Below are 24380 nucleotides of genomic sequence, written 5' to 3'. Positions count from 1 at the left end.
ATTTTCACATCCTTATGTTTCGTGTGTATTGGAGTATATTCTACTCATTATACATGATCGGCTTTCATTGAAAAGAAATGAGTCCGCAAGCACGAGGAAAAAGCACATATCTTTTGAACATTTCATAAAAACGCTTACAATAGAAGTAAGTATTACGACAAGGGGGAAATAAAAATGAAGGTTGAACGATTGCTCATCAATTATAAAACGCTGGAGGAATTTAAAAAATTCAGGGAGTACGGAATACAAGAGCTTTCAATGTATGAGGATTTAGAAAACAATATCATTGAAAATGACAGCACGTCTCCTTTTTACGGGATCTATTACGGCAACACATTAGTTGCGCGTATGAGTTTATATCAAGTGGATGGGCGCTATAATGAGTACTTTGAAAACAGACATAATTATTTGGAGCTATGGAAGCTTGAGGTCCTCCCCGGCTATCAAAGTAAAGGATATGGCAGGATGCTAGTGGATTACGCGAAATCATTCGGCCTGCCGATAAAAACCAGCCCTCGCGTCAAATCTGAAGGGTTTTGGGAGAAAATGGACTTCACAAGTGTAAAATACGATCTGTTAAGAGACAAGGGAGAAAACCCTCTCGTCTGGCAGCCAAAGGATGAGACGCAGACTTCAGAATCAGCCTAAATATTGTGATTTTGAGGCACTGCCCAATTAGTCTCCGTACATTACCCCCGCCAAATGCGGGTGAAGCAAGGACACCAGTTCTAACTGACAAAGTGCGGGAATAAATAAAAACCGGTCAATAGTTTGGCCGGTTCTTGCGTTTAAAAGAATGTATTATTTTCTTTCTTCTTGAAAGGAGACAATTTGTCTTGCGCGGTCCATTATTTCTATTAGGGCTTTATAGTCATTTTCCTTCGCCCGCAACTTGTTTTTTAATTCTGAGTTTTCTTCTTTTAATGCGTCCGCCTCTTTTTTTAGTTCTTCCACTCTTTCAGCCAATTGATTTTTTTCTGCCTGAAGATCGCTGTTCAAAGGAGTTTGTTCATATTGCTCCAAAAAACGGATCACATCCTGTATTGAGAGGCTATTCGTTGTTTCCGGCTGATAGGCCGTTAGCTCGTTAGTAAAGTGAGTGGCATGCACACCCAATTTCTTTCTAAGCTCTTTTCGCTGTTTTTTTGCCGCTTCAATCCCTGATTGATATTGTTTTCTAACGTATGAATTCCAGCGAAAGCCGCATGCAGCTGCCGTTCTCGTCAGTTTCCTGCCCACTTCCTCAAATGCCGAAAGCTGTGTGCCGCCTTCTCTGATTGACCTGAGCACGACCTCTGCCAGGAGCAAATCTTCGTCTTGAGTCCACGCATCCTGCCTTGTTATCGTCAAAGAATATCCCTCCATATCGCTTTTTACATCATACATATGCTGATAATAGAGTAGATAGACTAAATGGCTTTTCGAATCAAAAATAAATTCTTTTAAATTAAAAAAAGCATCTGGCTATTTGCCAAATGCTCTTATCATACATTAGTTTGAAGATTTTACTTCTTTGCCTTTATATGAACCACAGTTTTTGCAGACACGATGAGAAATTTTCATCTCTCCGCAGTCCGGGCATTCTACCATACCAGGCACTTGTAATTTAAAATGAGTACGACGCAATCTTTTTCTCGTTTTGGACGTTCTTCTGAAAGGTACAGCCATTATTCCCACCTCCTTATAGAGTTACGATTCGTTATCATTGTTTAACAATTTTTTTAAATCTGCTAACCTCGGATCCACTCGGTTTTCGTGCTCTTCCTCACTGACGACCTGCCAGTCCTGGCCTTTTTGCGGAGCAGCTCCCGGTTTTTCCTTTGAATCAGCAAAAATTTGCATAGGAACTTCAAGAAGAATTTCTTCTTTTATTATCGGAGTCAAGTCAACAATGTCATTTTCAGCAATATGGAAGTCATCGTCATCCAATTCCTCTTCTTCGCCATAGAACGAAAATAGTTCTTTGGTCGTTAGCGTAAATGGATGGATCACGTCAACAAGCGTCCTTGAACACGGTAACGTCATTTCTCCGGATATTGTAAAGTCAAATGCAGCTTGTTTTGAGTCAATGTCAGCTTTGCCCTTCACCCTTATTGGCGAAATCCGGCGTATATCTGTATTCGCTTTCGTCAGTTCATCTAATTCAAGCGTTTCATCAAATTCCAGACCTTTGTGCGCAAGCTGATTTAACTGATAAACTGTCCATTTCATAGGTTATCACCTCGTAAGAGCAACAAACAAGATTATAGCTTTTTTGAACTCGTTTTGTCAATATTTTTTCTTTACACAACATTTACTTACATTGACAAGCTTTCCGCCTGTTATATAAACTAATCGAAAGGCAATAACAAGGGAATCGACCTTTAGGATAGGGTCTTTTGATACTTTAACACAAACATTATTATCAATTCAAGAAGGTGAATCGGATGAAAGCAGCAGGGTTGGTGGTTGAGTACAATCCTTTTCATAATGGGCATGCCTATCATTTGAAGGAAGCGATAGCACAGACTGAAAGCGAAGTGGCAATCGCAACAATGAGCGGATCGTTTTTACAACGGGGGGAACCGGCGATCGTTTCAAAAATTTCCCGTACGCGAATGGCTCTTCAAAACGGAGTAGATATCATCGTCGAACTTCCATATGTGTATGCTGTTCAAAAAGCAGAAACCTTTGCAGAAGGTGCTGTTTCCATCTTATCTTCTCTCGGCTGCGATTCTTTATTTTTCGGCAGCGAAAGCGGTAACATCCGTTCGTTCTTGGAGGCTGCGTCACAATACAACACGAACCGTTCGCACATTGACCAGCTTGCACAATCTTTTCTGAAAGAAGGAAACAGCTATCCGAAGGCAATGTCACTCGCTTTAAAAGGTGCATTCTGTTCCAAACAGCCTCTTGATTTATCAAAGCCAAATAACATTCTGGGCTTTCATTACGTAAAAGCGATAGTTGATAAAAAACTCGGGATGAAACCAGCAACTTCTAAGCGTATATCTGCCGAATTTCATGATCCTTTGCTTCCTTCAAGAAATGCCGGCATCGCCAGTGCAACGAGTATCCGTAAAGAGCTTCTCGGCAGTTTACAAACAAAAAGCAGTGAGCCATATCTCCCGAAAGCGTCTGTCAGCGAGTTGGGTGCCTATTATCATTCCTATCAGATATGGCATACTCTAGAGAGTTATTTTCCATTTTTAAAATATCGCTTGAATTCGATGACAAAGCAGGACCTGCAGAAAATCTATGAAGTTGAGGAAGGGCTTGAAAACAGAATTTTTAAAGCGATCAAGCATGCCCATTCATTTCAAGAGTATATGGAAACCTTGAAGACGAAACGATATACGTGGACCCGTCTGCAGCGAATGACTGTTCATATTTTGACGAATACGACAAAAAAAGACGTGGAGAATGCTCTATTTGAATCAACTGTACCCTGTATCCGTCTGTTAGGTTTTTCATTAAAGGGTAAAGAATATTTATCTGCCATTAAAAAAGATTCGAAATCTACGGTCGTAAGCAAAGCCTCTTCCGTTTCGCATCCTTCGTTGGAACTTGATTTAAAAGCATCAAGAGTTTACGGAGCCGCCATCAACGAGCCGATGCAATCAAGGTTCAGCAAAGAGGAATTTTCCGACCTACCAATTCTTTACGATGAACAGAACAAAACGTTTCTGCGCTAAGAGAAAAGCACCCGAACTCTGGTGCTTTTTGGTTTTAGCTTATTTAAGTAATTTAAAGCGTCATCTAACGTTTTTACAGGGACAATTTTCATTTTTGTTTTAATGTCTTTGGCTGCAACGAGTGCATCATCGTAATTCCCGCCATCGACCGGCGCAAAAAAGATCTCATTACCGGCATCATCTGCCCCGACTACCTTCTGTTTAATGCCGCCGATGGCTCCAACATTGCCTTTAGGATCCATCGTCCCTGTACCAGCAATATGGTAGCCCTTCGTTTCATCTCCTTCTGTCAGCTGATTATAAATCTCGAGCGTCATCATCAGACCTGCGGACGGGCCGCCAATGTGTTCAATCTTCACATTGATTTCCGGGTTTACTTCGACTTTTTGATCAGTCATTAATCCGACACCCATTCCGACTCGCTTCGGATCCTCCTTGAAGGCTTGCAGCTTCATCTCAATCTCTCTCTTTTTATTGTCTCGTTCAACGGTTAGCTTTATCGTGTCACCGTTTTTTTTGTTTCCGACATAGCGGATAAGCTCTTCAGAGGACGTGAATGATTTTCCGTCGATGCTGATTATCTTGTCACCTACTTCAATTTTTCCGGCAGCCGGCATACCTGAAACAATTTGCGAGGCAAATACTCCATTAAACGTTGTCTTTACGTCCTTCCCTGCTTTTTCATAAGCTGCGATAATGGCGCTTTGCTGGGAGCTGTTCATCATTTGCAACTGCCTTTTCATATATTCATCATCAGTTTCGCCTTCTTGCTTAAAATTGGCTTCCGGCATGATTTCGTGATAAGGGCGAATTTTGGCCCACAAAAACGTGAGAGGATTTGCTGGCCCTACCTGGACAGTCATAAGTGAAAATGACCCTGCCTCCTTATCGCCGCCCTCAACTTGAATCAAAGGCTGTAATTCAGTTGCACCTCCGGGCTGTGTGATATAAAAAGGAAGCTTAACAAATGTCAAAGCTATACACAATATAATACCGATTATGACCAGCCTGGCCAGTCTGTTTAAGTTTTTTCTATTCATTATTTGGAACCCCCAAATCTCTTCTTTAAAGCGACAATCGTATGTATGTTCTCTTTCGCTTGCCAGTTTCCTTCTAATCATACCTTTTTGTTTTTTCAATGAAAAGTAATCCGCAAAAAAAGCAGAATAGTCCTCACTACATAAAAGCAATGATCCCTCCACAAAGTTTATGGTCTAAATGGGGCAGCTATGTCCGTATAGTAGTACAAGCAGAAATTTTTTTAGAAATCGGGAGGATAATAATGAAAACAAAAAAATTTACAATTCTTATCTCCTCCATCCTTATTTTTCTCACATTTGCTGTCATTATTAACCCTAAGGAGTCATTTGAAGCTTCCGCAGCGGGGCTCGGCATGTGGTGGGAAATTGTTTTCCCATCGCTCTTGCCTTTTTTCATTTTGTCTGAACTCCTTATCTGCTTTGGCGTTGTGAGCTTTGTCGGGGTATTGCTTGAACCGTTTATGCGGCCTGTTTTTCGGGTTCCCGGCGCCGGTGCCTTTGTACTTGCCATGGGGATGGCTTCAGGTTTTCCATCAGGAGCTAAGCTGACATCCAGGCTGAGAAAAGAAAATCAGCTTACAAAGACGGAGGCGGAGAGGCTCGTTAGTTTTACGAATTCTTCAAACCCTCTTTTTATATTCGGTGCGATTTCAGTTGGATTTTTCCAGCATCCTGCATTGGGTGTAGTTTTAGCTGCCGCCCATTACATCAGCAATCTTGCTGTAGGTTTTACGATGAGGTTTTACGGCAAAAAAGAGTCAAACAGTAAGATGGAGCGTAGAGCAATGTTACCTTCTATCTCATTGGCTTTAGAAAAAATGCACGTGAAACGAATGAAGGAAACGAGGCCATTTGGAAAAATATTAAGTGAAGCGATCGTGTCATCAGTCCAAACGCTGCTCATGATCGGCGGCTTTATCATTATTTTTTCCGTTTTAAACCGAATGCTTTCAGAATTCCACATTCTCCAAGCATTGGCAGTTTTCACTCAATCTATTCTTGCCTTCTTTCATATCTCTACTGAGCTAAGCATTCCGCTATTATCAGGATTCTTTGAAATTACGACGGGAAGCAGATCCGTTAGCGTGACAGAAGCAAATATGCTGCAAAAAGCAATCATCGTCAGTTTTATTCTGGGGTTCGGGGGCTTTTCCGTGCAGGCTCAGGTTGCCGGTATTTTAGCAGAAACGGATATTGCATTTAAACCTTATTTTTTGGCGCGTATTCTACAAGCCTTTTATGCCTCAATCCTTGCTGCACTGCTTTGGAAGCCGCTATATACGTCCTTTTCTTCCCCGAGCGCTCCCGTTTTTTCCAACGATGCACCTACAAATGATTTATTTTTCGTCAGCGTTTGGGAAAAGTTAGTTTCATTTGGGCCAATCATTACAATTGTAATTCTGTTTATCAGCGCTTTTTTGATGTCCTCTCCTTCGAGAGATTCGAAGCGGTAATCTAAAAAAAGACTGCACAAAAATATTTGTGCAGCCTAATTTATTCATCTTCAAATTTTTTCGTTAACGCTTGTACAACTATTTCAGGAACGAGCCCTGAAACAGCCCCTTTGTATTTTGCTACTTCTTTTACAATGCTTGAGCTTAAAAACGAATACTGATTGTTTGTCATCATAAAAAAGGTTTCAATATTTTCTTCTAAAAATCGGTTCATTGACGTAATTTGCATTTCGTATTCAAAATCCGATACTGCCCTCAGCCCTCGCAAAATCACATTCGCTTGTTTGCTTTTCGCATAATCGATTAAAAGACCGTTATTGGATTCAATGCTTATATTTGATAAATCGGAGGTTACTTCCCGCAGCAGCTCGCATCTTTCTTCTACTGAAAAAAGCGGTTTTTTTGTTGAATTATTCAGAACACATATGTAGACATGATCAAAAACCTTTGCCCCTCGTTTGATAATATCCAAATGCCCGTATGTTACAGGATCAAAACTTCCGGGGCATACGGCAACTCTGTTCATTCTGGCTCCCTCTCCTTTTTGTATATGCTGACTCCGGTTACCCCGTAGGCTTCATTTCTTACCTGCTGCAGGTTTCCGATTGTATGAGATAGCGACACTTCCTTCGCATGCTCTGCAACAATAAACCCTTCTGCTGATAAAAGGTTGTGTTTGTCAATGATTAATAAGAGCGCTTCCAATTTTTGTGCTTTATACGGAGGATCAAGAAATATCCCATCAAATACAGATTCTTTCTTTGCAAGTACTTGCAGTGCCCGGGTGGCATCGTTGCGAAAAATCTCGGCTCGGTCTTGAATATTAAATTGTGACACATTCGTTTTAATGGTCTGTATGGCTTTATACTCCCGATCAACAAAAATACAGCGTTCAAATCCCCGTGAAATTGCCTCAATTCCAAGACCTCCGCTTCCAGCAAATAAATCAAGAGCTGTTCCTCCATTGAAAAAAGGTCCAATCATGTTAAAGATGCTCTCTTTTACTTTATCGGTTGTCGGTCTGGTTGACATTCCCGGCACAGCTTTTAACGAACGCCCTTTCAGTGATCCTGCTATAACTCTCATTAAAAAACTCCATCTTTGATTTTTTATGTTATCTTACCATACTCATTCACTTTCGGACAATGAAGCGAATTTTCTGTGTAAGATATGTTTTTATGTATAACCTGATCTATTCCTGGAAATACTTTTTATAACAACATCTGATGTGATGTTGTTGCCAACCGCGGAGAAGACTTACGTTTCCCCATAAGTTCTTCCTCCGGTTTCTCCTCTCCCTTTGCCTTCTCCTTATGTATGTAAGGAATAGAAGGACCCCCGCAAGTTTCTTGCGGGGATTTTTTTGTTTTTCGCTAGACGCTTGTTTTATAATCATACTCTTTAGCTTTATCCTGCTTCGTTTCGAATTCAAGCTTTAGATAAGGTTTATAGGACGGCTCCATTTTTTTCACGAATGAAAAGGATTCCAGCTTTGTCATAATTTTTTGCAGCTCATCTGTATCACAGTACAGAATCGCATATTTTAACCGCTTCGATACATAATGGACATTCCCGAATTTTCTCAAGCTTTTTGCATGCTTTACCGTATGAAGCCAAACGACAAGCCCTTGGCGTTTTTCACGCATTTCCTCACCTGCTTTACACGAATTTACGATTATGTATGAATTTGTTCGTAACAAAACCGAGACAAAAAGCGTCTCGGATTAAGATACTTTACAGCCGCAGCTTCCTCCTGATCCACAACCGCCGCCGCATGAAGATAAGCTGTCGAAATACGGATTGCCAGTCGGCACTTTCACATGCTCTGACACTGCTTGGCCAATTTCGATACTGATTTCATCAAGAACGGCTTGCAGCTCCGTCTCTGCCTTTTTAAATGCAGCAACGGCGTCATTCAGATCCAACTCCCGCTTAACATCCCGCATTTTCTTCGATATTTCTCTATATTCAGGATGGTACTTCCCAAACCTCTGTACATCCTCGTATTGCTCTTTTATTTTTGCAAAATCAGAGATAAGCTTTTGCACTTCTTGATCTTGCCGGAGCCGCGCCTGGCAAATTCTATATTCTTCGGCTATTTCTGACGAAAGAATCATGTTTGACAAATGATTGGCTTCGCTTTGAATTTGCAGTGATTCTAAAGTCGCATACATCTTATGCACCTCCACTGCTTAGTTTACCAGAAAAAAGCCCGCTTGAAAAATATACAAATTTAAGCAGCAAACAGAGCGCATTCTTAGCGCTCTGTTTAATCCTGTTGTCGCATAGAATGAAACATTTGAATCATCATTTGCGCCATCTGAATTCCGTTCGAAAACTGATTTACCCGGTGAGGGATCGTTTTTTCGTAATAATTCATCATGGCCAGCTGAAAAGACGGCAGATCGCCAGGATTGCGCGATAAATACCTGTACCAATAAGGCTGCTCTCGGATAAATCTTCTTCGTTCTTTATCTGACATTATATATTCTTGGACGTCTTTTCTCATAGTAGACTCCTTAATTAATCTTTACGAAAAGAAAAAGGATGTTTGCTTCCGTTGCCTGAACCTTCCTGCTTTGAACCACTCCCAAACTGATTGATCAGACCTTGGAGTGATGAGATGGACTGGCTCATTTTATAAATTTGCTCATTCATTTGATCAGAATCCATATTCTTTATCGCCATCACCATTTTTGACAAAAAGTCATTTTTATCGCTTTCTGCAGACTTTTCTCCTTTAGCTGCATCTGCATCCTTATATTTAACCCACGTATTATCATCTTCACCTAGTAAAACCCAGCTTTCATAAATTTCCTGCCAACCTTTATTCTCCTTGCGAACCTCGGATATCAGCTTAGGATGCCGTTTGACAAATTGTTTAAATTCGCTTAGCTTTGTTTGGATCTTTTCACTCACTGTCTTTTCCCCCTGCTTTCCGATCTTCTGTTATAGTTTACCCAGTGATAAAGCAATGCGTTCGCCCATTTTCCCCAACCAAAACAACGCACTAAGTCTTCCCCTGCTCTTCGATTGATTTCCTTCCATTGCATGTTAAACGCTTTCATAATATGATAATTGGTGAAAGGGAGATTCTAAACATGGGGAGGAAATACGGTGAAATTACAAGAATTCGGGATTGATGGCATGACGATCGAACTGGCGAGGCTGGATGATATCATGGAAACAGAGGGCTTGGTTAAAGCTGAGCACTGGGATTATGAAAGAATAACCTATGATAGAAAATTCTCAATGGTTGAAGGCACATTTTATTTAAGAATTATGGGGTATGCGATCGAAGGTGACGTCGGAGGCAGGCATGCTGTCATAAAGTTAATCACACCCCTCCTTGGTAAGCATTATTATCCTCACGGAGTAGAATATGGCGAAGACGAAGAGTTCCCGATACAGGTAAAGCAAGCGAGCGAAAACATTCTTAAACGTGTGAAGGAAAAGCTGGATCCCCTTCAAGTGTGAAAAAGTACAGCCCTATGCTGTACTTTTTCGTTATGAATGAAGAGTATGTGCAGGATATTCTTGCTCCGCCCGGTCTTTTTCACGTTCTTTCTTCACCCAATCGAAGAAAACAATAGCTAAAAAGGTGCCAAGAATGATTTCTTGAAAAACTTTCATGACAATTGCTCCAAGCCGCTGGTCCTCTAGCGGCGGAAGGGTATTGAACATTTCAGGCCCGCTAAGTGTGATGCCCTGCAGCATATCTGGCGGTACACACAGCTTTAGCGCCTCAGCCCATGCAGCGGAGTCCGTATACGTATGATACAACGGTGCGTCGCTAAACATGATGAGTGCGCATGCCGGAGTCAACAATATTCCATTTGCCATAATATACCCAAGTTTTGTTAACCCGTTAAGCTGTTTCTTGTTTACTGCTTTTGTTACGAGCGGCCACCACATAAAAAATGCCGTGACAAAAATCAAAACCGTTGCCGTAAAATGATAGGCTTCATTCGTTTTAGCCGTATCAAAGAGAAATGGAAGATGATAGAGTGAAAAAAAACCATTAAATAAAAGCAACGGTATGAGCGGCCTTGAAAAGAAACGAAAGAGAGTTCGAATAACAGGCAAACGCATCACTTTTTCCCAGGCCATTGCAGGAATCCCTAAAATAATAAGCGGCGGAATTAGCAGATAAAGAACTGCCATTTGCAGCATATGGGCACTAAAAACGATGTGGCTCAATAAATCCAACGGGCTTCCATTCGTCACATAAAACAAGACCATGGCAGATACAAAAAGAATGTTTTGCAGGCGAGTAGCAGTTTGATTTTCAGGCAAGCGCCTCAGCAAAAGGAAGTATGCAACAATAAATAAAACGATCATGGTCGCTAAATACGGACTCCAAAGAGCGCGGAACCCAAAAATCTCTAAATTACCCACTCAGGCTGCCTCCTCTCATTTTGTAAAAACCGCCCCTTACCACCAAATAATCGTAACAAATGCAAGAATCGTAATAGAGGCGACGAGCACCCCCGCATAGAAAAATAAAGAAGGTGCTTCATGTCCTTTTTGACTCATATGCATGAAATAATATAATTGAAAAACAACTTGGATTACTGCCATCAAAAGCAGAAAGGGTATTGTAAACCACGGACCGACGTCTGATCCAACGGTTAAAAAAGCAACGACCGTCAGTCCGATCATTAATCCGAATGAAATAACCTGATGTTTCATCTCCTCGGCATTTTTCTTTTTCCGGTAAGCAAGATCCGCTTTCGGTATTGTTTTATTATGGTTTGATTCCATCTTATCCCACCATCCCCATTAAGTATACGACAGTAAAGATAAAGACCCAGACGACGTCAATAAAATGCCAGTAAAGGCTCGCAACATAAAACTTCGGGGCATTATAGAGATTCAAGCCGCGCTGCCAATTTCTTGCCATTAAAAGAGCAATCCATGCAAGCCCGAATGTCACGTGGGCCCCATGGGTGCCCACCAGAACATAAAAGGCTGACCCCATGGCAGAGCTTTTGATTGTAAAATGGTATTCATGAGTATAATGAGTAAATTCATAAATTTCCAATGCTAGAAATCCTGCTCCCAACAACACGGTGACAAACAGCCAAAGCTGCATCTTTTTGAATGCAAAATTTTTCATATGATACATCGCGTAAACGCTTGTCAGACTGCTTGTTAAAAGCAGCATCGTTGCGAGAAAAACAAGAGACAGGTCGAACATCTCTGCCATTGTCTTATCCCCCATATTAGAGCCTCTTAATGCAAGAAAGGTAGCAAAAAGCGAGGCAAACAGGACCGTTTCTCCGCCTAAAAATAACCAAAACCCCAAAAACTTATTTTTTCCCTCAAGTGTAGCTTTTTCAGGCGAAGCAGGAAAGGTCTCAGCAGTCATTTTTCCTTCGGCATTCATTAAATCTTCACCCCTTTGTCATCGTCATCAGCCAGGTCTTCTTTGTGAATGTGGTATCCGTGATCGTCAAGAACCGAACGAAGAAGCATACACAAGAAGGTAATTGCAAGGCCGATTAAGATGACCGGCAATCCCCAGCTGACTTCGCTGCGATACATAAACCCAAAGGCAGAAACAAACAGCCCAAACGACATGATGAATGGAAATATGGAACGGTTCGGCATATGAATATCCCCTACTGGCTCTGCCGGAGACAATCCGGGATTGCCCTTCCTTTTTTCAACCCAAAGCGGATCCAGCCCTTTGACCAGCGGCAGCTGTTTAAAATTATATTCCGGAGCCGGTGAAGAAATTGCCCATTCCAGTGTCCTTCCGTCTTCCCAAGGATCATTGCCTGCTTTTGCGCCTCTCATTGTTGTGATGATAATGTTATAGAACAATACAATCGTTCCCGCAGCCATTAAAAAGGCTCCTGTCGTACTAACGAGATTAGCCGTTTCAAACCCTTGCCCAGGAAGAAAGGTAAACACGCGGCGCTGCATTCCCCACAGACCAAGAAAATGCTGAATGAAAAACGTCAAATGAAATCCCGTAAAAAATAATACGAAAGTGATTTTCCCCAAAAAATCATTCAGCATCCTGCCAAACATTTTCGGCCACCAATAATGCAAGCCCGCAAAAAGTCCGAAAATAACGCCGCCGACAATCACGTAATGAAAGTGGGCAACAACAAAATAGGTATCATGATACTGGTAATCGGCTGTTGCCGCAGCAAGCATCACCCCGGTAACTCCACCCATTACGAAGGTGGGGATAAAAGCGATCGACCATAACATCGGGGTAGTGAACCTGATGCTCCCTCCCCAAATAGTCAAGAGCCAGTTGAATACCTTTATGCCTGTCGGTACAGCAATCGCCATCGTGGCAATGGCAAATACGGCGTTTGCAATCGGCCCGAGACCGCTCGTAAACATGTGGTGGGCCCATACCATGAATCCCAAGAAACCGATTAAAACGATAGCAAATACCATCGATGAATAGCCAAACAGCCGTTTCCGGGAGAAAACTGGCAGCACCTCGGAAAAAATTCCAAATGCCGGCAGGATTAAGATATAAACCTCCGGGTGACCGAATATCCAGAAAAGATGCTCCCAAATGACCGTATTCCCTCCTAGTCTCGGAACGAAAAAGGCGGTATCAAAAAGCCTGTCAAACATCATCAACGCAAGTGCCACTGTAAGCGGGGGGAAGGCAAATAAGATGAGAGCGGATGCGACAAACGTCGTCCATGTAAATAGCGGCAGTCTCATATATGTCATTCCAGGCGCTCTCATATTGATGATTGTCACCAAAAAATTTATCCCTGCAATCAGCGTCCCAATCCCGGATATTTGCAGCCCGAGAACATAAAAGTCGATGCCGTGTCCAGGAGACTCAAGACTTACTGATGCATACGATGTCCAACCTGCATCAGGCGCTCCTCCTAAAAACCAGCTCAGATTAAGAAAAATTCCCCCGAAAAAGAATAGCCAAAAGCCAAGCGAATTAAGAAACGGAAACGCTACGTCCCTCGCGCCGATTTGCAGCGGAACCACGGCATTCATAAAAGCGAATAATAGCGGCATCGCTGCTAAAAAAATCATCGTCGTTCCATGCATAGTCATGATCTCGTTATATAGTCCTGCACTGACAAAATCATTTTCAGGCAGCGACAGCTGGATACGTATAAACATGGCTTCCAATCCGCCGATAATGAAGAAAAACCCTCCGCATACTAAGTAAAGCACGGCAATTTTTTTGTGATCGACCGTTGTCAAGTAATCCCACAGCACGGCTCCAAAACCTCGATTTTTAGCAATCGTACTCACATTGCATCCCCCTTTGTTTCCCAAAAAGAACTGGTTACTCCGTCTTTAGCCCCTTTAAATACTCTGCAAGTGCTTGAATTTCGTCGTCTTTTAATTCTCCGTATGATCCAGTCATTTTGTTGCCTGGCTTAATGCTTTCCGGATCCTTAATCCACGCATGCAAATTTTCATCATTAAAATCCTTTACCCCTGCAATCTTTGATCGTTCGCCGAACGTCGCGAGATTTGGCCCTGTACGTGCCTGTTCCGGCCGTTCATCCTTTGGTGTAACCGCATGACAGCTTAAGCAATTTTTTTCTTTAAAGAGCTCCTTCCCCTGCCCGGCTGTTGCTGAGGCTGTGCTTTGTTCATAGTTTTCCATCGACTTAACCCAATCTTGAAATTCTTTCTTTGGCATCGGCTTCACCTTAAAGTCCATTAGAGCATGAGAAGGACCGCAGAGCTCCGCGCATTTTCCATAAAAATATTCACCCGCTTCGGCACTTTTCTTTGAATCAAACATTAGAAAGAAACGATTTTCGTTTTCTGTGTTCGTATCCATTTTCCCTCCAGCAGAAGGAATCCAAAACGAATGCTTCACATCGGAAGCCTTCAACTGAAAATAAACCTTTTCATCAGTTGGCACGATTAGCTCCTGGCTTGTCACTATTCCGTAATCCGGATATTCGAATTCCCACCAATAGAGATTTGCTCTCACATTGACTACCAAAGCATCTTCCGGATTCCGTTTTTCTTTATCCATCACTTTCGTATCGGCCTGGCCAAAAACATGCGTGACAGTAGGCACTCCTAAAATAAGCAGCAAAATAATCGGAATAACGGTCCACAGAATTTCAAGTTTTTTATTTCCTTCTACTTGTTTCGGCAGGGCTTCATCCCCTGATTTTTTCCTACGAAACTTCACTAGCACATAAGTAAAAATAGCCATTACGACAATGACAACAACGACCATGATGAACGTACTGAGAACCATTAGATAAAACTGATCCTCCGCTACTTCCCCGGCCGGGCGCAGGGTGGATACGAACGGTTCCCCGCATCCGCTTAATGTAAGCGTCACCAATAGTAGCAATGACAGCAGACGCCATGTTTTCCACATTTCATCTCATCCCCTTTGTTCAATTCTCCCTTTGAAATGTTTGAATCAAGCCCCTTCTCCTTTCATTTAATCATACCCTTATATTAAAGTGAAGCTTCAATCAGCAGGGTTTATGGGTGGGTAAGCACTTACATTTCTAATTTTTTTAATAATAAGATATCTATGTATGAAGGGAAAGCCGCCAATATTTGGATTAGGCGACTTTCCGCGGCAGCTCTTATTCAGGTTTAAAAAAGGGTGAAAATAACCATAGCGACAAATATGATTGTCAAGTAATTCAGAGAATAGACAAACATTAAAGTTGACCACTTCATAATATCTTTCATTTTGAATCCATATAAGCCTAATATCAGCCAGCCCAAATTTAGCGCAGTTGCCAGAATAACAAAGCCCATTCCCAATTCACTTAAAAAGAATGGAAGAGGCAATAGACAAGCGACCCAGACAATAATTTGCCTTTTTGTCACTTCAAAGCCATAGACCACTGGAAGCATTGGTATATTTGCAGCTCGGTAATCTTCTGTTTTCTTAATGGCAAGTGCTAAAAAATGCGGAATCTGCCAAATAAACATTAATAAGAACAATACCCAGGCTACAGTACCAATTGTACCTTCAACAGCTGTCCAGCCGATTAAAGGCGGTACGGCACCGGAAACGCTGCCGATAATCGTATTGATCGTGTAATTGCGTTTTGACCACATCGTGTAAAGTACAACATACGTAATAACGCCGATCAAACCAATAATCGCAGCAGATATTGTTGTCATAAGCAGCATTATGATTCCGAATGCGACAAGCATAATGCCAAAGCCTAACGCGTGGCCGGGCTGAATTTTCCCTGTAACAGTCGGGCGGACCTTTGTTCTCTCCATCAGTTGATCGATATCCCTGTCATAATAATTGTTAATAACGCACGATCCTGCAATAATCAAGGATGAACCAAGCAATGTAAAGAGTACAATATCTAAATTCCCCAGAAAACTTGTTCCGGAAAAATAAAAAGCAAGCCACATACCGGTAAACGTCGTAATAAGATTGGAATTGACGATCCCGATCTTAATAAGGGAAAGGAAATCCTGCCAAGCAGTCGTTTGAATTTGTCTATCCATAGCTGTATCGTTTGCAACTCTAGTATCAGCCAATTTATTTTAACCTCCCTTACTCTTTCTTTTTCCCATTCATTATAAAGAGCAGGATACGAAAATATCTTCAACTCTATCTTACAGGATTAAAAGTATGAAAAAAACATTCCATTTCATATTACTCAATTAGTTGTGAACTTTTTATGAATTTTGGCTTACTTCGTTCCCCTTACTTAGTTCAGCACTCTCCTCTTATTTTTATCAAACCGTATCTCATTGTGCAAGCTGTAAATATAGTAATTTTGTGAACAAACAAGCTTTTGAATTGTCATCGTTCATATATTTGCTTACACTTGAAAGCGGGAATCGAACAACTACTCTTTATGTATATAGAAATAGGTGATGAAATGAATCGCGCGTTAAAAAGCTTAGGTATATTCACAACCTTTGTTATGCTGCTCGTTTTGATCGGTGGAGCACTGGTTACAAAAACAGGATCAGGAAAGGGCTGCGGAAGCGAGTGGCCATTATGTAATGGAAGGTTTTTGCCTGCTCTAAATCCTGAGTCCATTATTGAATGGAGCCATCGGATGGCAAGCGGGATATCTATAATCGTTGTCCTGTCTCTCGTTATATGGACATGGATAAAGCTACGCCATAAAAGAGAAACGAAGTTTTTAGGAATCACGTCCATTGTGTTTTTATTTCTTCAAGCTGCGCTTGGAGCACTCGCAGTGGTATTTGGATCCCAACCGCTCATTATGGCTCTGCATTTTGGAATCTCTTTGGTTTCGTTTGCGTCTGTCCTCCTATTGACATTTCTCATATTTGAAAATGATCAAACAGGAAGCGAACAGGCATTATCGATCGGAAGATTGATGAAATTCCATATTATCGGTATAACGATTTATTCCTACATTGTCGTTTATACAGGAGCCTATGTCCGGCACACAAAGTCAAGCCTTGCCTGTCCGCAGGTGCCCTTTTGCAGCAGGGCGAACAACGGGCTTCCATCTCAATTCAACGAATGGGTCCAAATGGGTCATCGTACAGTCGCTGTGTTGCTTTTTGTTTGGATTCTGGCTGCAATGATTCATGCGATAAAAAGCTATAAACGCAATTCAATCATGTATTGGGGCTGGATACTCGCGTTCATTCTTGTTTGTCTGCAAGCATTAAGCGGCGCACTAGTTGTCTTAACAGGCATGAGTCTCGTATTTGCGCTGGCACACGGATTTATTATTGCCTGCATCTTTGGAGTACTGTGTTATTTTATTCTCCTTCTCACTAGGCCGTCAAATATTTAAGTATAGAAAAAGGTATGCCTGTCACTTTCAGGCATACCTTTTTTTGAGGAAACGCACTTATTTGTTATTTTTCTACAACTACCAATAAATCTCCCGTCTCAATCGGATCACCATTTTTAATCAGGATTTCTTTGACAACCCCGTCAAATGGAGCTTGAACGGTTGTTTCCATCTTCATTGCTTCGTTAATCATTAGGTGTGCGCCTTTTTCAACTCGTTCTCCTTCTTTCACGAGAAGCTTAATGACCGTACCAGGCATCGATGCGGCGATATGACTCGGATTTGATCTGTCAGCTTTCACTTTTTCCTTGATGGATGATTTAATGCTTTCATCTCTAATCACAATCTCACGCGGCTGTCCGTTGAATTCAAAATAAATGACTCTCGTTCCATCCGCCTGAGGTTCTCCAATACTAACCAGCTTGACAATCAAAGTTTTACCTTTTTCAATCTCGACTTCAATTTCCTCACCAAGTGTCATGCCGTAGAGAAATGTTGGAGTGTCAAGTACTGAAATGTCGCCGAATTTTTCAACGGCTTGTAAATACTCAGAGAATACTTTCGGATAAAGCGAATAAGCAATAACATCCTGCTCTGACGGTTCGATTCCGTGTTTCTCTTGAATTTCTTGTTTTAGTTCATCAAAGGATACATCTTCCATCAATTCGCCTGGACGAACCGTTATTGACTTCTTACCCTTTAGAATAATGGATTGCAGTTTTTCCGGAAAGCCTTGATACGGCTGGCCAAGATATCCTTGAAACAATTCAACGACAGAGTCTGGAAAGTCCAAAGATTCTCCGCGAGTGAATATATCTTCTTCTGTTAATTTATTTTGTACCATGTAGAGGGCCATATCTCCAACTACCTTTGATGATGGCGTCACCTTGACGATGTCACCAAATAGGTCGTTCACTTTTCTGTACATGGCTTTTACTTCATTCCATTTGTCACCTAAGCCGACTCCTTTTGCCTGCTGCTGAAGGTTGCTGTATTGGCCGCCAGGCATTTCATGTTCATAGACCTCAGTGTGCGGGGCATTCATGCCGCTTTCAAACTCATGATAATAGCCTCGTACCGCTTCCCAATATTGAGAAAGAGATTCTACTCCATGTACATTCATTTCCGGCTTGCGATCCGTCCCTTCCAACGCATAATAAAGAGAAGTCGCACTTGGCTGCGAAGTCATACCCGACATTGAGCTGACAGCGACATCGACGATATCAACACCCGCTTCAATCGCTTTAGAATACGTGAAAACTCCATTTCCGCTCGTATCGTGCGTATGTAGATGCACAGGGATATCGACGGTATGTTTTAAGGCAGACACAAGCTCATAGGCAGCCTGTGGCTTTAAGAGACCTGCCATATCTTTGATTCCTAAAATATGAGCACCTGCAGATTCAAGCTCTTTTGCTAATGTCGTGTAATAATCCAAATTGTATTTTGGCCTGGAAGGGTCCATTATGTCTCCGGTGTAGCAGATTGCCGCTTCCGCAATTTTCCCGGTATTGCGCACCGCATCAATTGCAAGCGTCATGCCTTTTACCCAGTTCAAGCTGTCAAAAATTCGGAATACATCGATCCCTGCATGTGCGGATTCAGATACGAAGCGCTCAATCACATTGTCTGGGTAGTTTTTGTACCCAACTGCGTTAGACGACCTGAGAAGCATTTGGAAAAGTGTATTCGGAATTTCTTTGCGTAATTCTCTTAAACGATCCCACGGATTTTCTTTTAAGAACCGATAGGAAACGTCAAATGTGGCTCCTCCCCACATTTCCATACTAAAAAGCTCTGGCCACACAGATGCTGTCGGTGCCGCAATTTTTTTCAGGTCATTCGTTCTTACCCGGGTAGCCAATAGAGATTGATGAGCATCTCTAAAAGTGGTATCAGTTAAAAGCACGGAAGGCTGATCTTTAATCCACTTCACAAGCCCTTCCGCACCTTCGCGATCAAGGATTTGCTTCGTGCCATCAATGATTTGGCCATTTTGCAAAGTTTTTTGCAATTTTGGCTTTTCAAACATCGGTTTTTTGGCTTTGCCTATGCCGGGAAAACCATTGACAGTAACATTACCAATATAGTTCAGCATTTTCGTTCCACGGTCTTTTTGAACAGGGAATTCGAATAATTCTGGAGTCATGTCAATAAATGATGTATCGTATTGTCCGCTCAAAAACATTTCATGTTTTACAACATTTTGAAGAAACGGGATATTTGTTTTGATTCCCCTGATACGAAACTCTTTTAAGTTACGTACCATCTTCTGCGCTGCTTGTTCAAAGGTCAGTGCCCACGTGGATACTTTTACAAGTAGTGAATCATAGTACGGTGTAATAACCGCTCCTTGAAAACTGTTTCCTGTATCAAGCCGGACTCCAAATCCTCCTCCGGATCGATAGGCCATAATTTTGCCTGTATCCGGCATAAACCCATTCAGCGGATCTTCTGTTGTTACCCTTGATTGAATCGCGTATCCATGAGTAAACACTTTACTTTGGTCAGGAATGCCAATTCTCTTACCATGCAACTCTAAACCTTCAGCCACTAGAATTTGAGTTTGCACTATGTCTACACCTGTAATCATTTCTGTAATTGTATGCTCTACTTGAACTCGCGGATTCACTTCAATGAAATAGAAGCTATCGCCTGACACTAAAAACTCTACAGTACCCGCATTGATATAATTTACGTTTTTCGCTAGGTCCACAGCTGCTTGGCAAATTTCATCTCTTAGATTTTCTGAAATCGAAAGACTCGGAGCCACCTCAATTACTTTTTGGTGCCGCCTCTGCACAGAACAGTCACGTTCATACAAATGGACAACGTTACCTTTTTCATCACCGATGACTTGAACCTCAATATGCTTTGGATTTTCGATGAGCTTCTCTACGTAAACCTCATCATTTCCAAAAGCGGCTTTTGCCTCGGATTTAGCTCTGTCATAAGATTCTTCAAGCTCTTCTTTTGTTCTGACGATTCTCATACCTCGTCCGCCGCCTCCGAGGGAAGCTTTGATAATGAATGGATAACCATGTGAATCGGCAAACTGCAACACATCATCAATTGAATCAACAGGACCGTCGCTGCCTGGAATAACAGGAATACCGGCATTCTCAGCTTGTGTCCTGGCCTTTACTTTATCACCGAACATATCCAAATGGCTTGAAGAAGGACCAATAAATTTAATACCCTCTTCCTCACATCGTCTAGCAAATTGGACATTTTCAGATAAAAAACCGTAGCCAGGATGGATCGCATCGACATGATTTCGTTTGGCAATTTCGATAATTCCCTCTATATCAAGATAAGCATCGATCGGTTTTTTTCCTTCACCTACCAGGTACGCCTCATCTGCCTTATAGCGATGATAAGAACCGGAGTCTTCTTTCGAATAAATGGCAACTGTCCGAATATTCAGCTCGGTACAAGCCCGAAATACACGGATGGCAATTTCGCCTCTGTTTGCAACTAATACTTTTTTAATTTTTTGTTGTGACATTTTCATCTCCCCTTGCGAAGCAATTTCGATATGTACTTTATTCTAAATGAAGATCGATTTTCTGTACACAACATATTATGGCAGATTTTCTGATCAAGAAAAGTCCCTTGACATATAAGGGACTTTTGATCGAAAAAAATAATTATTGTGCATTTTCATATCGAAATCGATCTCTTGATTGTTTTTTTTCAATCATTTCCTTATGAATCGGTGCCTTTTTCTTATTCTTCTCAAAGTATTGCGTAAACATACTGATATTAACAAGAATACCAGAACTAATTAAAAGGAGCAAAAGCGAGCTGCCGCCGTAGCTGATAAAGGGAAGCGTGACTCCGGTAACAGGAATCAGGCCGCAGACTCCTCCCAGATTTATAAAAGATTGAATCGCGATCATGCTTGAAATTCCGATCGCGAGCAGGCTGCCAAACGGATCCTGGCATTTTCTAGCGATATAAAACCCTTTTAAAACAACAAAAGCAAGCAGAAAAATGACAAATAGAACGCCAAATATCCCAAGCTCCTCAGCAATGATTGCCATGATAAAGTCTGTATGTGCTTCGGGAAGAAATCCATATTTTTGGACACTTTCTCCAAGACCTAGACCAAACAATCCTCCAGAACCAATCGCTAAATAGGAATTAACGACCTGAAGTCCAGACGAATCAGCATAGCGAAACGGATTTTGAAAGCTTTCAATCCTGCTTAGCCGATACCCGGTTAAAATATTATCCAAGTTAAAAAATATAACCGGACTAATAAGAAGAATGACAAGTCCACTAAGCATGACAAGCTTAAACAGACCTTTACCGCTTAATCCTGAGCAAAGGATCATAGACATTGCGATCGTGCCGATAATTACGGCTGTACCGAAATCGGGTTGAACCGCAACAAGCGTACAAATCACAACTGTTACGATCGCCGGAGGGGCGATGCCTGTACCAAGCTGATCAATGTATGACTGTTTTTTGCTGTACACGTAAGACAAGTAAATAATGAGCGAGAGCTTAACAAATTCTCCCGGCTGCACTTGAAAACCAAACAATTGAAACCAGCTTTTTGCCCCGCCGGCTGTGTGGCCGAAAACGAACAAAAGAAATAAAAACATGATCGATCCAAGCAGCAAAAACTTTTGAAATGCCTTATTAGCAAGCGCTTTGTAAGGAAATATCGCCATAATTGTAAACAGGAAAAAACCGGCGGCAAGAAATATTGCCTGACGTTTAAAGAAAAAATCACTCTCAAAGTTAAAACGCGACACAGCCGATATCATACTGGAGCTATATACCATGATCAGCCCAAAACCGCACAGCAGTATAATCGCAAATATTAACGGATAATCAAACGATTTAAACATTTTTTTCAGCATTGCAATCCTCATCCTTATGAAAAAGTAGAACCTAAACATTTTTTTAATCGTAGCCAATACGTCCTATTGTACTACACTTTCTTCATTTCCTCTAAGAATCCTCTACATTTTTAATGAAATTAAAATGTTCAGAAATAAAAAAAAACCCAAACATGACTTTTGTTTGAGTTTACCCATTATTTTTTACAAATGCTTCGTGCAATGTTGACAGCTCTCGTTCCAGTTTGCCAAGCAGCTCTTTTCCTTCAGCTTCAGCGACAAGACCGAGCCTGACGGCAAAGTCGATTTCTCTTGATAGTCCAAACATTTGTGTATCTAAAACCTCTTCGTAAAGAGGACACTGAGGCATTGTTAAGTTGTCCATTTGTACTTGAATGAGTTTTAATATTTTATCAGCATCAATCTTTAACAGAGCAAGTGCCTTTTCTTGATGATTAACCAATATTTCCGACACCAAATTGATCCCTCCGTTCCCGAACGATTACCTTTATCCTTCTCCTTATGATAAGGGTTATCTCGTAAAATTGCAAGATTTTTTGTGGCTCAGGAAACCTATCAGAGATTGATTTCTATTGAAAAAGAAACGAATTATCCAGGCTGACAATGTGACAATCTTCCGAATCGATATTATAATTTTACGTGAGAAGGGGAGTGTTTACTTGAGTGTTATCAGTATGAAGGGAAATATTAAGTATGCGATTACATTAGATCCAGGGGTTTGGATCTTTGATGATCGCAAGTTTTTATTCAACCAGGATCTCGTCACTAAAAAACCGGCAATAGACTCTGAGATTGAGGCAATTGATCAGGAAAGACAGATTCGCGAAGGAAACATTTTGCCTCCTACACTTCAGAGTGAAAAAAAATATAAAAAACAAAAAATGCTGGAAGGAACATTCGCGATTTATTTTGAACCCTTTTTAAACAATGCGGAGCCAAATCCTACAGCGACCACGTGTATTTTTCATTCAGTGGACGGCAAACATTCGTTTTCGCTTGAAGAGGCGGGAAAGCTTCTCTTTTGCTTTTGCAAAAACGGAAAACCGCTTAGAAAAGGCGGACCGATTCATGTTTATTCTGCAGATGGGATAGAACCAATTACAAACGTTACTGAAATCGTTATCATTTAAAGTCAAAAACCGGCCGCAAAAAATAATGCAGCCGGTTTTCCAATATATCAGAGCAAATCGGCTGCCAATCGGGCAAGGCCAGATCTCTCTCCTTTTATCAATTTCACATTTCCTGATATTTTTTGGTCTTTAAACTTCTCAACCACATAGGTTAACCCATTATTTTGAGCATCGAGGTACGGATGGTCAATTTGGTCAGGATCTCCCATTAAAACAATTTTGCTTCCTTCTCCGACTCTAGTCAAAATCGTTTTCACTTCATGTTTTGTCAGGTTTTGCGCTTCATCAATGATAATCATTTGATCAGGGATGCTTCTGCCCCTGATATAGGTAAGCGCTTCTACCTGTATCGACCCCATTCCGGCCAGAATCGCATCAAGTTCACCTGGTTTCTTAGTGTTAAACAAATATTCAAGATTATCGAATATTGGCTGAATCCAAGGTCTAAGCTTTTCTTCTTTTTCTCCCGGCAAATAACCGATATCCTTGCCGACAGGAACAATCGGCCTGGCAACAAGAAGTTTCTTAAACTGGCCAAGATCCTCTGTTTGAAGCAGTCCTGCAGCTAGAGCAAGCAGGGTTTTCCCGGTTCCTGCCTTCCCTATAAGCGTAACTAACGGCAAATCCTTTCGAAGCAGAAGTTCCAACGCCATTTTTTGCTGCACATTTCTTGGTTTAATCCCCCACACATGCTCACCGTCAAAAACGAGCCGCTTGATTGAATTTACATCCTTATCTACAATGCCCACAGCGGATGCCGAACTTCCAAGCGAGTCCTTCATTATTACAAATTGGTTTGGAAATAATTGCGGGCTGTTTATTTCTTTCAGCGGGAGCTCGTTTTTTTCATAAAATACGTTTAATTGTTCGGGGTTTATGTAAAAATCTGAAAATCCTTTATATAATTCATCATTATCTACCACACGATCATTTAAGAAATCCTCAGCAATTAATCCAATAGCGTCAGCCTTAACTCTCACAAGCACATCCTTGCTGACGAGAATAACGGGGCGCCCTTCTTTCTTTGTCTGTTCTTCCAGGCTTAAATTTTTAGCAACCGCCAGAATTCGATTGTCGTTTGTTTTTTCAACAAATATTGCTTGAAGCTGATGAAATGACCGATGATTTAATTCGATTCTCAATGTTCCCTTGTTATCCAAGGGCACTCCTTCATGAAGTTTGCCATTCAATCTGAGATTGTCGATCATTTTAGATACTTGTCTTGCATTCCTCCCAATTTCGTCCATGTACCGCTTTTTCGAATCTACTTCTTCTAGAACAACAGCTGGAATGACTACTTCATTTTCTTCAAAAGAAAAGATCGAATTTGGATCCTGCAAAAGCACATTTGTATCTAACACATAAATTTTACTCAGGTCTGTTCCCTCCTGCTCCAATAGACTGGTTCATACTGGCACTCATAACTTAAAAAGCGAATTAACCATGCTAAAATATATGTTTTC

General features: G+C 41.3%; 26 protein-coding genes. 6 read left to right on the top strand and 20 right to left on the bottom strand.

What is annotated here, in order from left to right; genetic code table 11:
* The first annotated feature begins 174 nt into the window (after positions 1–174).
* On the top strand, positions 175–648 hold the full coding sequence (locus JOC74_RS01910) for an N-acetyltransferase (RefSeq protein ID WP_053602708.1): 474 nt from the start codon (positions 175–177) through the stop codon (positions 646–648).
* A 153-nt stretch (positions 649–801) separates the two neighbouring features.
* On the opposite strand, the gene gerR is transcribed toward JOC74_RS01910, so the two are convergent.
* The 3 genes from gerR to JOC74_RS01895 form a co-directional block, all read right to left on the bottom strand.
* Positions 802–1350, bottom strand: a complete 549-nt coding sequence (gene gerR, locus JOC74_RS01905) for a sporulation-specific transcriptional regulator GerR (protein ID WP_053602707.1) — start codon at positions 1348–1350, stop codon at positions 802–804.
* A gap of 141 nt (positions 1351–1491) precedes the next feature.
* Positions 1492–1668, bottom strand: a complete 177-nt coding sequence (gene rpmF / locus JOC74_RS01900) for a 50S ribosomal protein L32 (protein ID WP_053602706.1) — start codon at positions 1666–1668, stop codon at positions 1492–1494.
* A gap of 21 nt (positions 1669–1689) precedes the next feature.
* The gene (locus JOC74_RS01895; RefSeq protein ID WP_053602705.1) at positions 1690–2211 is read right to left on the bottom strand and encodes a YceD family protein; all 522 of its coding nucleotides are present in this window, start codon (positions 2209–2211) and stop codon (positions 1690–1692) included.
* A 215-nt stretch (positions 2212–2426) separates the two neighbouring features.
* Between JOC74_RS01895 and JOC74_RS01890 the strand changes: the two genes are divergently transcribed.
* Positions 2427–3674 (top strand): nucleotidyltransferase, encoded by a 1248-nt coding sequence (locus JOC74_RS01890; protein WP_211086028.1) that lies wholly within the window; start codon positions 2427–2429, stop codon positions 3672–3674.
* Here JOC74_RS01890 and JOC74_RS01885 read toward each other — a convergent pair.
* Positions 3671–4714: a SepM family pheromone-processing serine protease gene (locus JOC74_RS01885; RefSeq protein WP_211086027.1), complete on the bottom strand. Its 1044-nt coding sequence runs from the start codon at positions 4712–4714 to the stop codon at positions 3671–3673. The genes JOC74_RS01890 and JOC74_RS01885 overlap by 4 nt on opposite strands.
* A gap of 242 nt (positions 4715–4956) precedes the next feature.
* Here JOC74_RS01885 and spoVV point away from each other — a divergent pair, with 242 nt between their 5' ends.
* Positions 4957–6168 (top strand): dipicolinic acid transporter SpoVV, encoded by a 1212-nt coding sequence (spoVV, locus tag JOC74_RS01880; RefSeq protein ID WP_053602703.1) that lies wholly within the window; start codon positions 4957–4959, stop codon positions 6166–6168.
* 40 nt (positions 6169–6208) lie between these two features.
* Here the strand turns inward: spoVV and coaD are convergent, their stop codons facing one another.
* The 6 genes from coaD to JOC74_RS01850 form a co-directional block, all read right to left on the bottom strand.
* The gene (coaD, locus tag JOC74_RS01875; protein ID WP_053602702.1) at positions 6209–6694 is read right to left on the bottom strand and encodes a pantetheine-phosphate adenylyltransferase; all 486 of its coding nucleotides are present in this window, start codon (positions 6692–6694) and stop codon (positions 6209–6211) included.
* Positions 6691–7254, bottom strand: a complete 564-nt coding sequence (rsmD, locus tag JOC74_RS01870) for a 16S rRNA (guanine(966)-N(2))-methyltransferase RsmD (RefSeq protein WP_053602701.1) — start codon at positions 7252–7254, stop codon at positions 6691–6693. Before rsmD ends, coaD begins: the two co-directional genes overlap by 4 nt.
* Before the next feature lie 287 nt (positions 7255–7541).
* A complete protein-coding gene (locus tag JOC74_RS01865) occupies positions 7542–7814 on the bottom strand; it encodes a YlbG family protein (protein ID WP_053602700.1) in 273 nt (90 codons plus the stop codon).
* A 78-nt stretch (positions 7815–7892) separates the two neighbouring features.
* On the bottom strand, positions 7893–8342 hold the full coding sequence (gene ricF / locus JOC74_RS01860) for a regulatory iron-sulfur-containing complex subunit RicF (protein WP_053602699.1): 450 nt from the start codon (positions 8340–8342) through the stop codon (positions 7893–7895).
* Positions 8343–8437: 95 nt separating this feature from the next.
* Positions 8438–8677 (bottom strand): YlbE-like family protein, encoded by a 240-nt coding sequence (locus JOC74_RS01855; protein ID WP_053602698.1) that lies wholly within the window; start codon positions 8675–8677, stop codon positions 8438–8440.
* A 14-nt stretch (positions 8678–8691) separates the two neighbouring features.
* Entirely contained in the window at positions 8692–9087 is a 396-nt protein-coding gene (locus tag JOC74_RS01850; RefSeq protein WP_053602697.1) for a YlbD family protein, read from the bottom strand.
* Between the two features lie 198 nt (positions 9088–9285).
* Between JOC74_RS01850 and JOC74_RS01845 the strand changes: the two genes are divergently transcribed.
* On the top strand, positions 9286–9645 hold the full coding sequence (locus tag JOC74_RS01845; RefSeq protein ID WP_053602696.1) for a YugN family protein: 360 nt from the start codon (positions 9286–9288) through the stop codon (positions 9643–9645).
* A 30-nt stretch (positions 9646–9675) separates the two neighbouring features.
* Here JOC74_RS01845 and ctaG read toward each other — a convergent pair whose 3' ends face one another.
* The 6 genes from ctaG to cyoE form a co-directional block, all read right to left on the bottom strand.
* Entirely contained in the window at positions 9676–10566 is an 891-nt protein-coding gene (ctaG, locus tag JOC74_RS01840) for a cytochrome c oxidase assembly factor CtaG (RefSeq protein WP_053602695.1), read from the bottom strand.
* Positions 10567–10602: 36 nt separating this feature from the next.
* On the bottom strand, positions 10603–10932 hold the full coding sequence (gene ctaF, locus JOC74_RS01835) for a cytochrome c oxidase subunit IVB (protein ID WP_053602694.1): 330 nt from the start codon (positions 10930–10932) through the stop codon (positions 10603–10605).
* Between the two features lies 1 nt (position 10933).
* Complete coding sequence (ctaE, locus tag JOC74_RS01830; protein ID WP_053602693.1) at positions 10934–11557, bottom strand: cytochrome c oxidase subunit III; 624 nt, start codon at positions 11555–11557, stop codon at positions 10934–10936.
* Positions 11557–13425 carry a cytochrome c oxidase subunit I gene (ctaD, locus tag JOC74_RS01825; protein WP_053602692.1) on the bottom strand — a complete coding sequence of 623 codons (1869 nt, stop codon included), beginning with the start codon at positions 13423–13425 and terminating at the stop codon, positions 11557–11559. The genes ctaE and ctaD overlap by 1 nt, the downstream gene beginning before the upstream one ends.
* A gap of 34 nt (positions 13426–13459) precedes the next feature.
* The gene (gene coxB, locus JOC74_RS01820) at positions 13460–14524 is read right to left on the bottom strand and encodes a cytochrome c oxidase subunit II (protein ID WP_053602691.1); all 1065 of its coding nucleotides are present in this window, start codon (positions 14522–14524) and stop codon (positions 13460–13462) included.
* Positions 14525–14751: 227 nt separating this feature from the next.
* On the bottom strand, positions 14752–15633 hold the full coding sequence (gene cyoE / locus JOC74_RS01815; protein WP_376773346.1) for a heme o synthase: 882 nt from the start codon (positions 15631–15633) through the stop codon (positions 14752–14754).
* Between the two features lie 380 nt (positions 15634–16013).
* Between cyoE and JOC74_RS01810 the strand changes: the two genes are divergently transcribed.
* Positions 16014–16913, top strand: coding sequence for a COX15/CtaA family protein (locus tag JOC74_RS01810; RefSeq protein WP_053602689.1), 900 nt, complete (start codon positions 16014–16016; stop codon positions 16911–16913).
* Positions 16914–16977: 64 nt separating this feature from the next.
* Here the strand turns inward: JOC74_RS01810 and pyc are convergent, their stop codons facing one another.
* The 3 genes from pyc to JOC74_RS01795 form a co-directional block, all read right to left on the bottom strand.
* Entirely contained in the window at positions 16978–20421 is a 3444-nt protein-coding gene (gene pyc / locus JOC74_RS01805) for a pyruvate carboxylase (protein WP_053602688.1), read from the bottom strand.
* A gap of 142 nt (positions 20422–20563) precedes the next feature.
* On the bottom strand, positions 20564–21787 hold the full coding sequence (gene ftsW / locus JOC74_RS01800) for a putative lipid II flippase FtsW (RefSeq protein WP_053602687.1): 1224 nt from the start codon (positions 21785–21787) through the stop codon (positions 20564–20566).
* 169 nt (positions 21788–21956) lie between these two features.
* Positions 21957–22244, bottom strand: a complete 288-nt coding sequence (locus JOC74_RS01795) for an Fpa/YlaN family protein (RefSeq protein ID WP_053602686.1) — start codon at positions 22242–22244, stop codon at positions 21957–21959.
* A 202-nt stretch (positions 22245–22446) separates the two neighbouring features.
* Between JOC74_RS01795 and JOC74_RS01790 the strand changes: the two genes are divergently transcribed.
* Positions 22447–22917 (top strand): hypothetical protein, encoded by a 471-nt coding sequence (locus tag JOC74_RS01790; RefSeq protein WP_053602685.1) that lies wholly within the window; start codon positions 22447–22449, stop codon positions 22915–22917.
* 47 nt (positions 22918–22964) lie between these two features.
* Here JOC74_RS01790 and JOC74_RS01785 read toward each other — a convergent pair whose 3' ends face one another.
* Positions 22965–24293 carry a PhoH family protein gene (locus JOC74_RS01785; RefSeq protein WP_053605981.1) on the bottom strand — a complete coding sequence of 443 codons (1329 nt, stop codon included), beginning with the start codon at positions 24291–24293 and terminating at the stop codon, positions 22965–22967.
* Positions 24294–24380: the final 87 nt, after the last annotated feature.

Origin of the sequence: Bacillus capparidis (genome assembly GCF_017832095.1) — a bacterium.
GTDB lineage: Bacteria > Bacillota > Bacilli > Bacillales > Bacillaceae > Bacillus > Bacillus gobiensis.
Note: the sequence above shows the minus strand (reverse complement) of the source record. Positions and strands in the feature narration are given on the sequence as shown.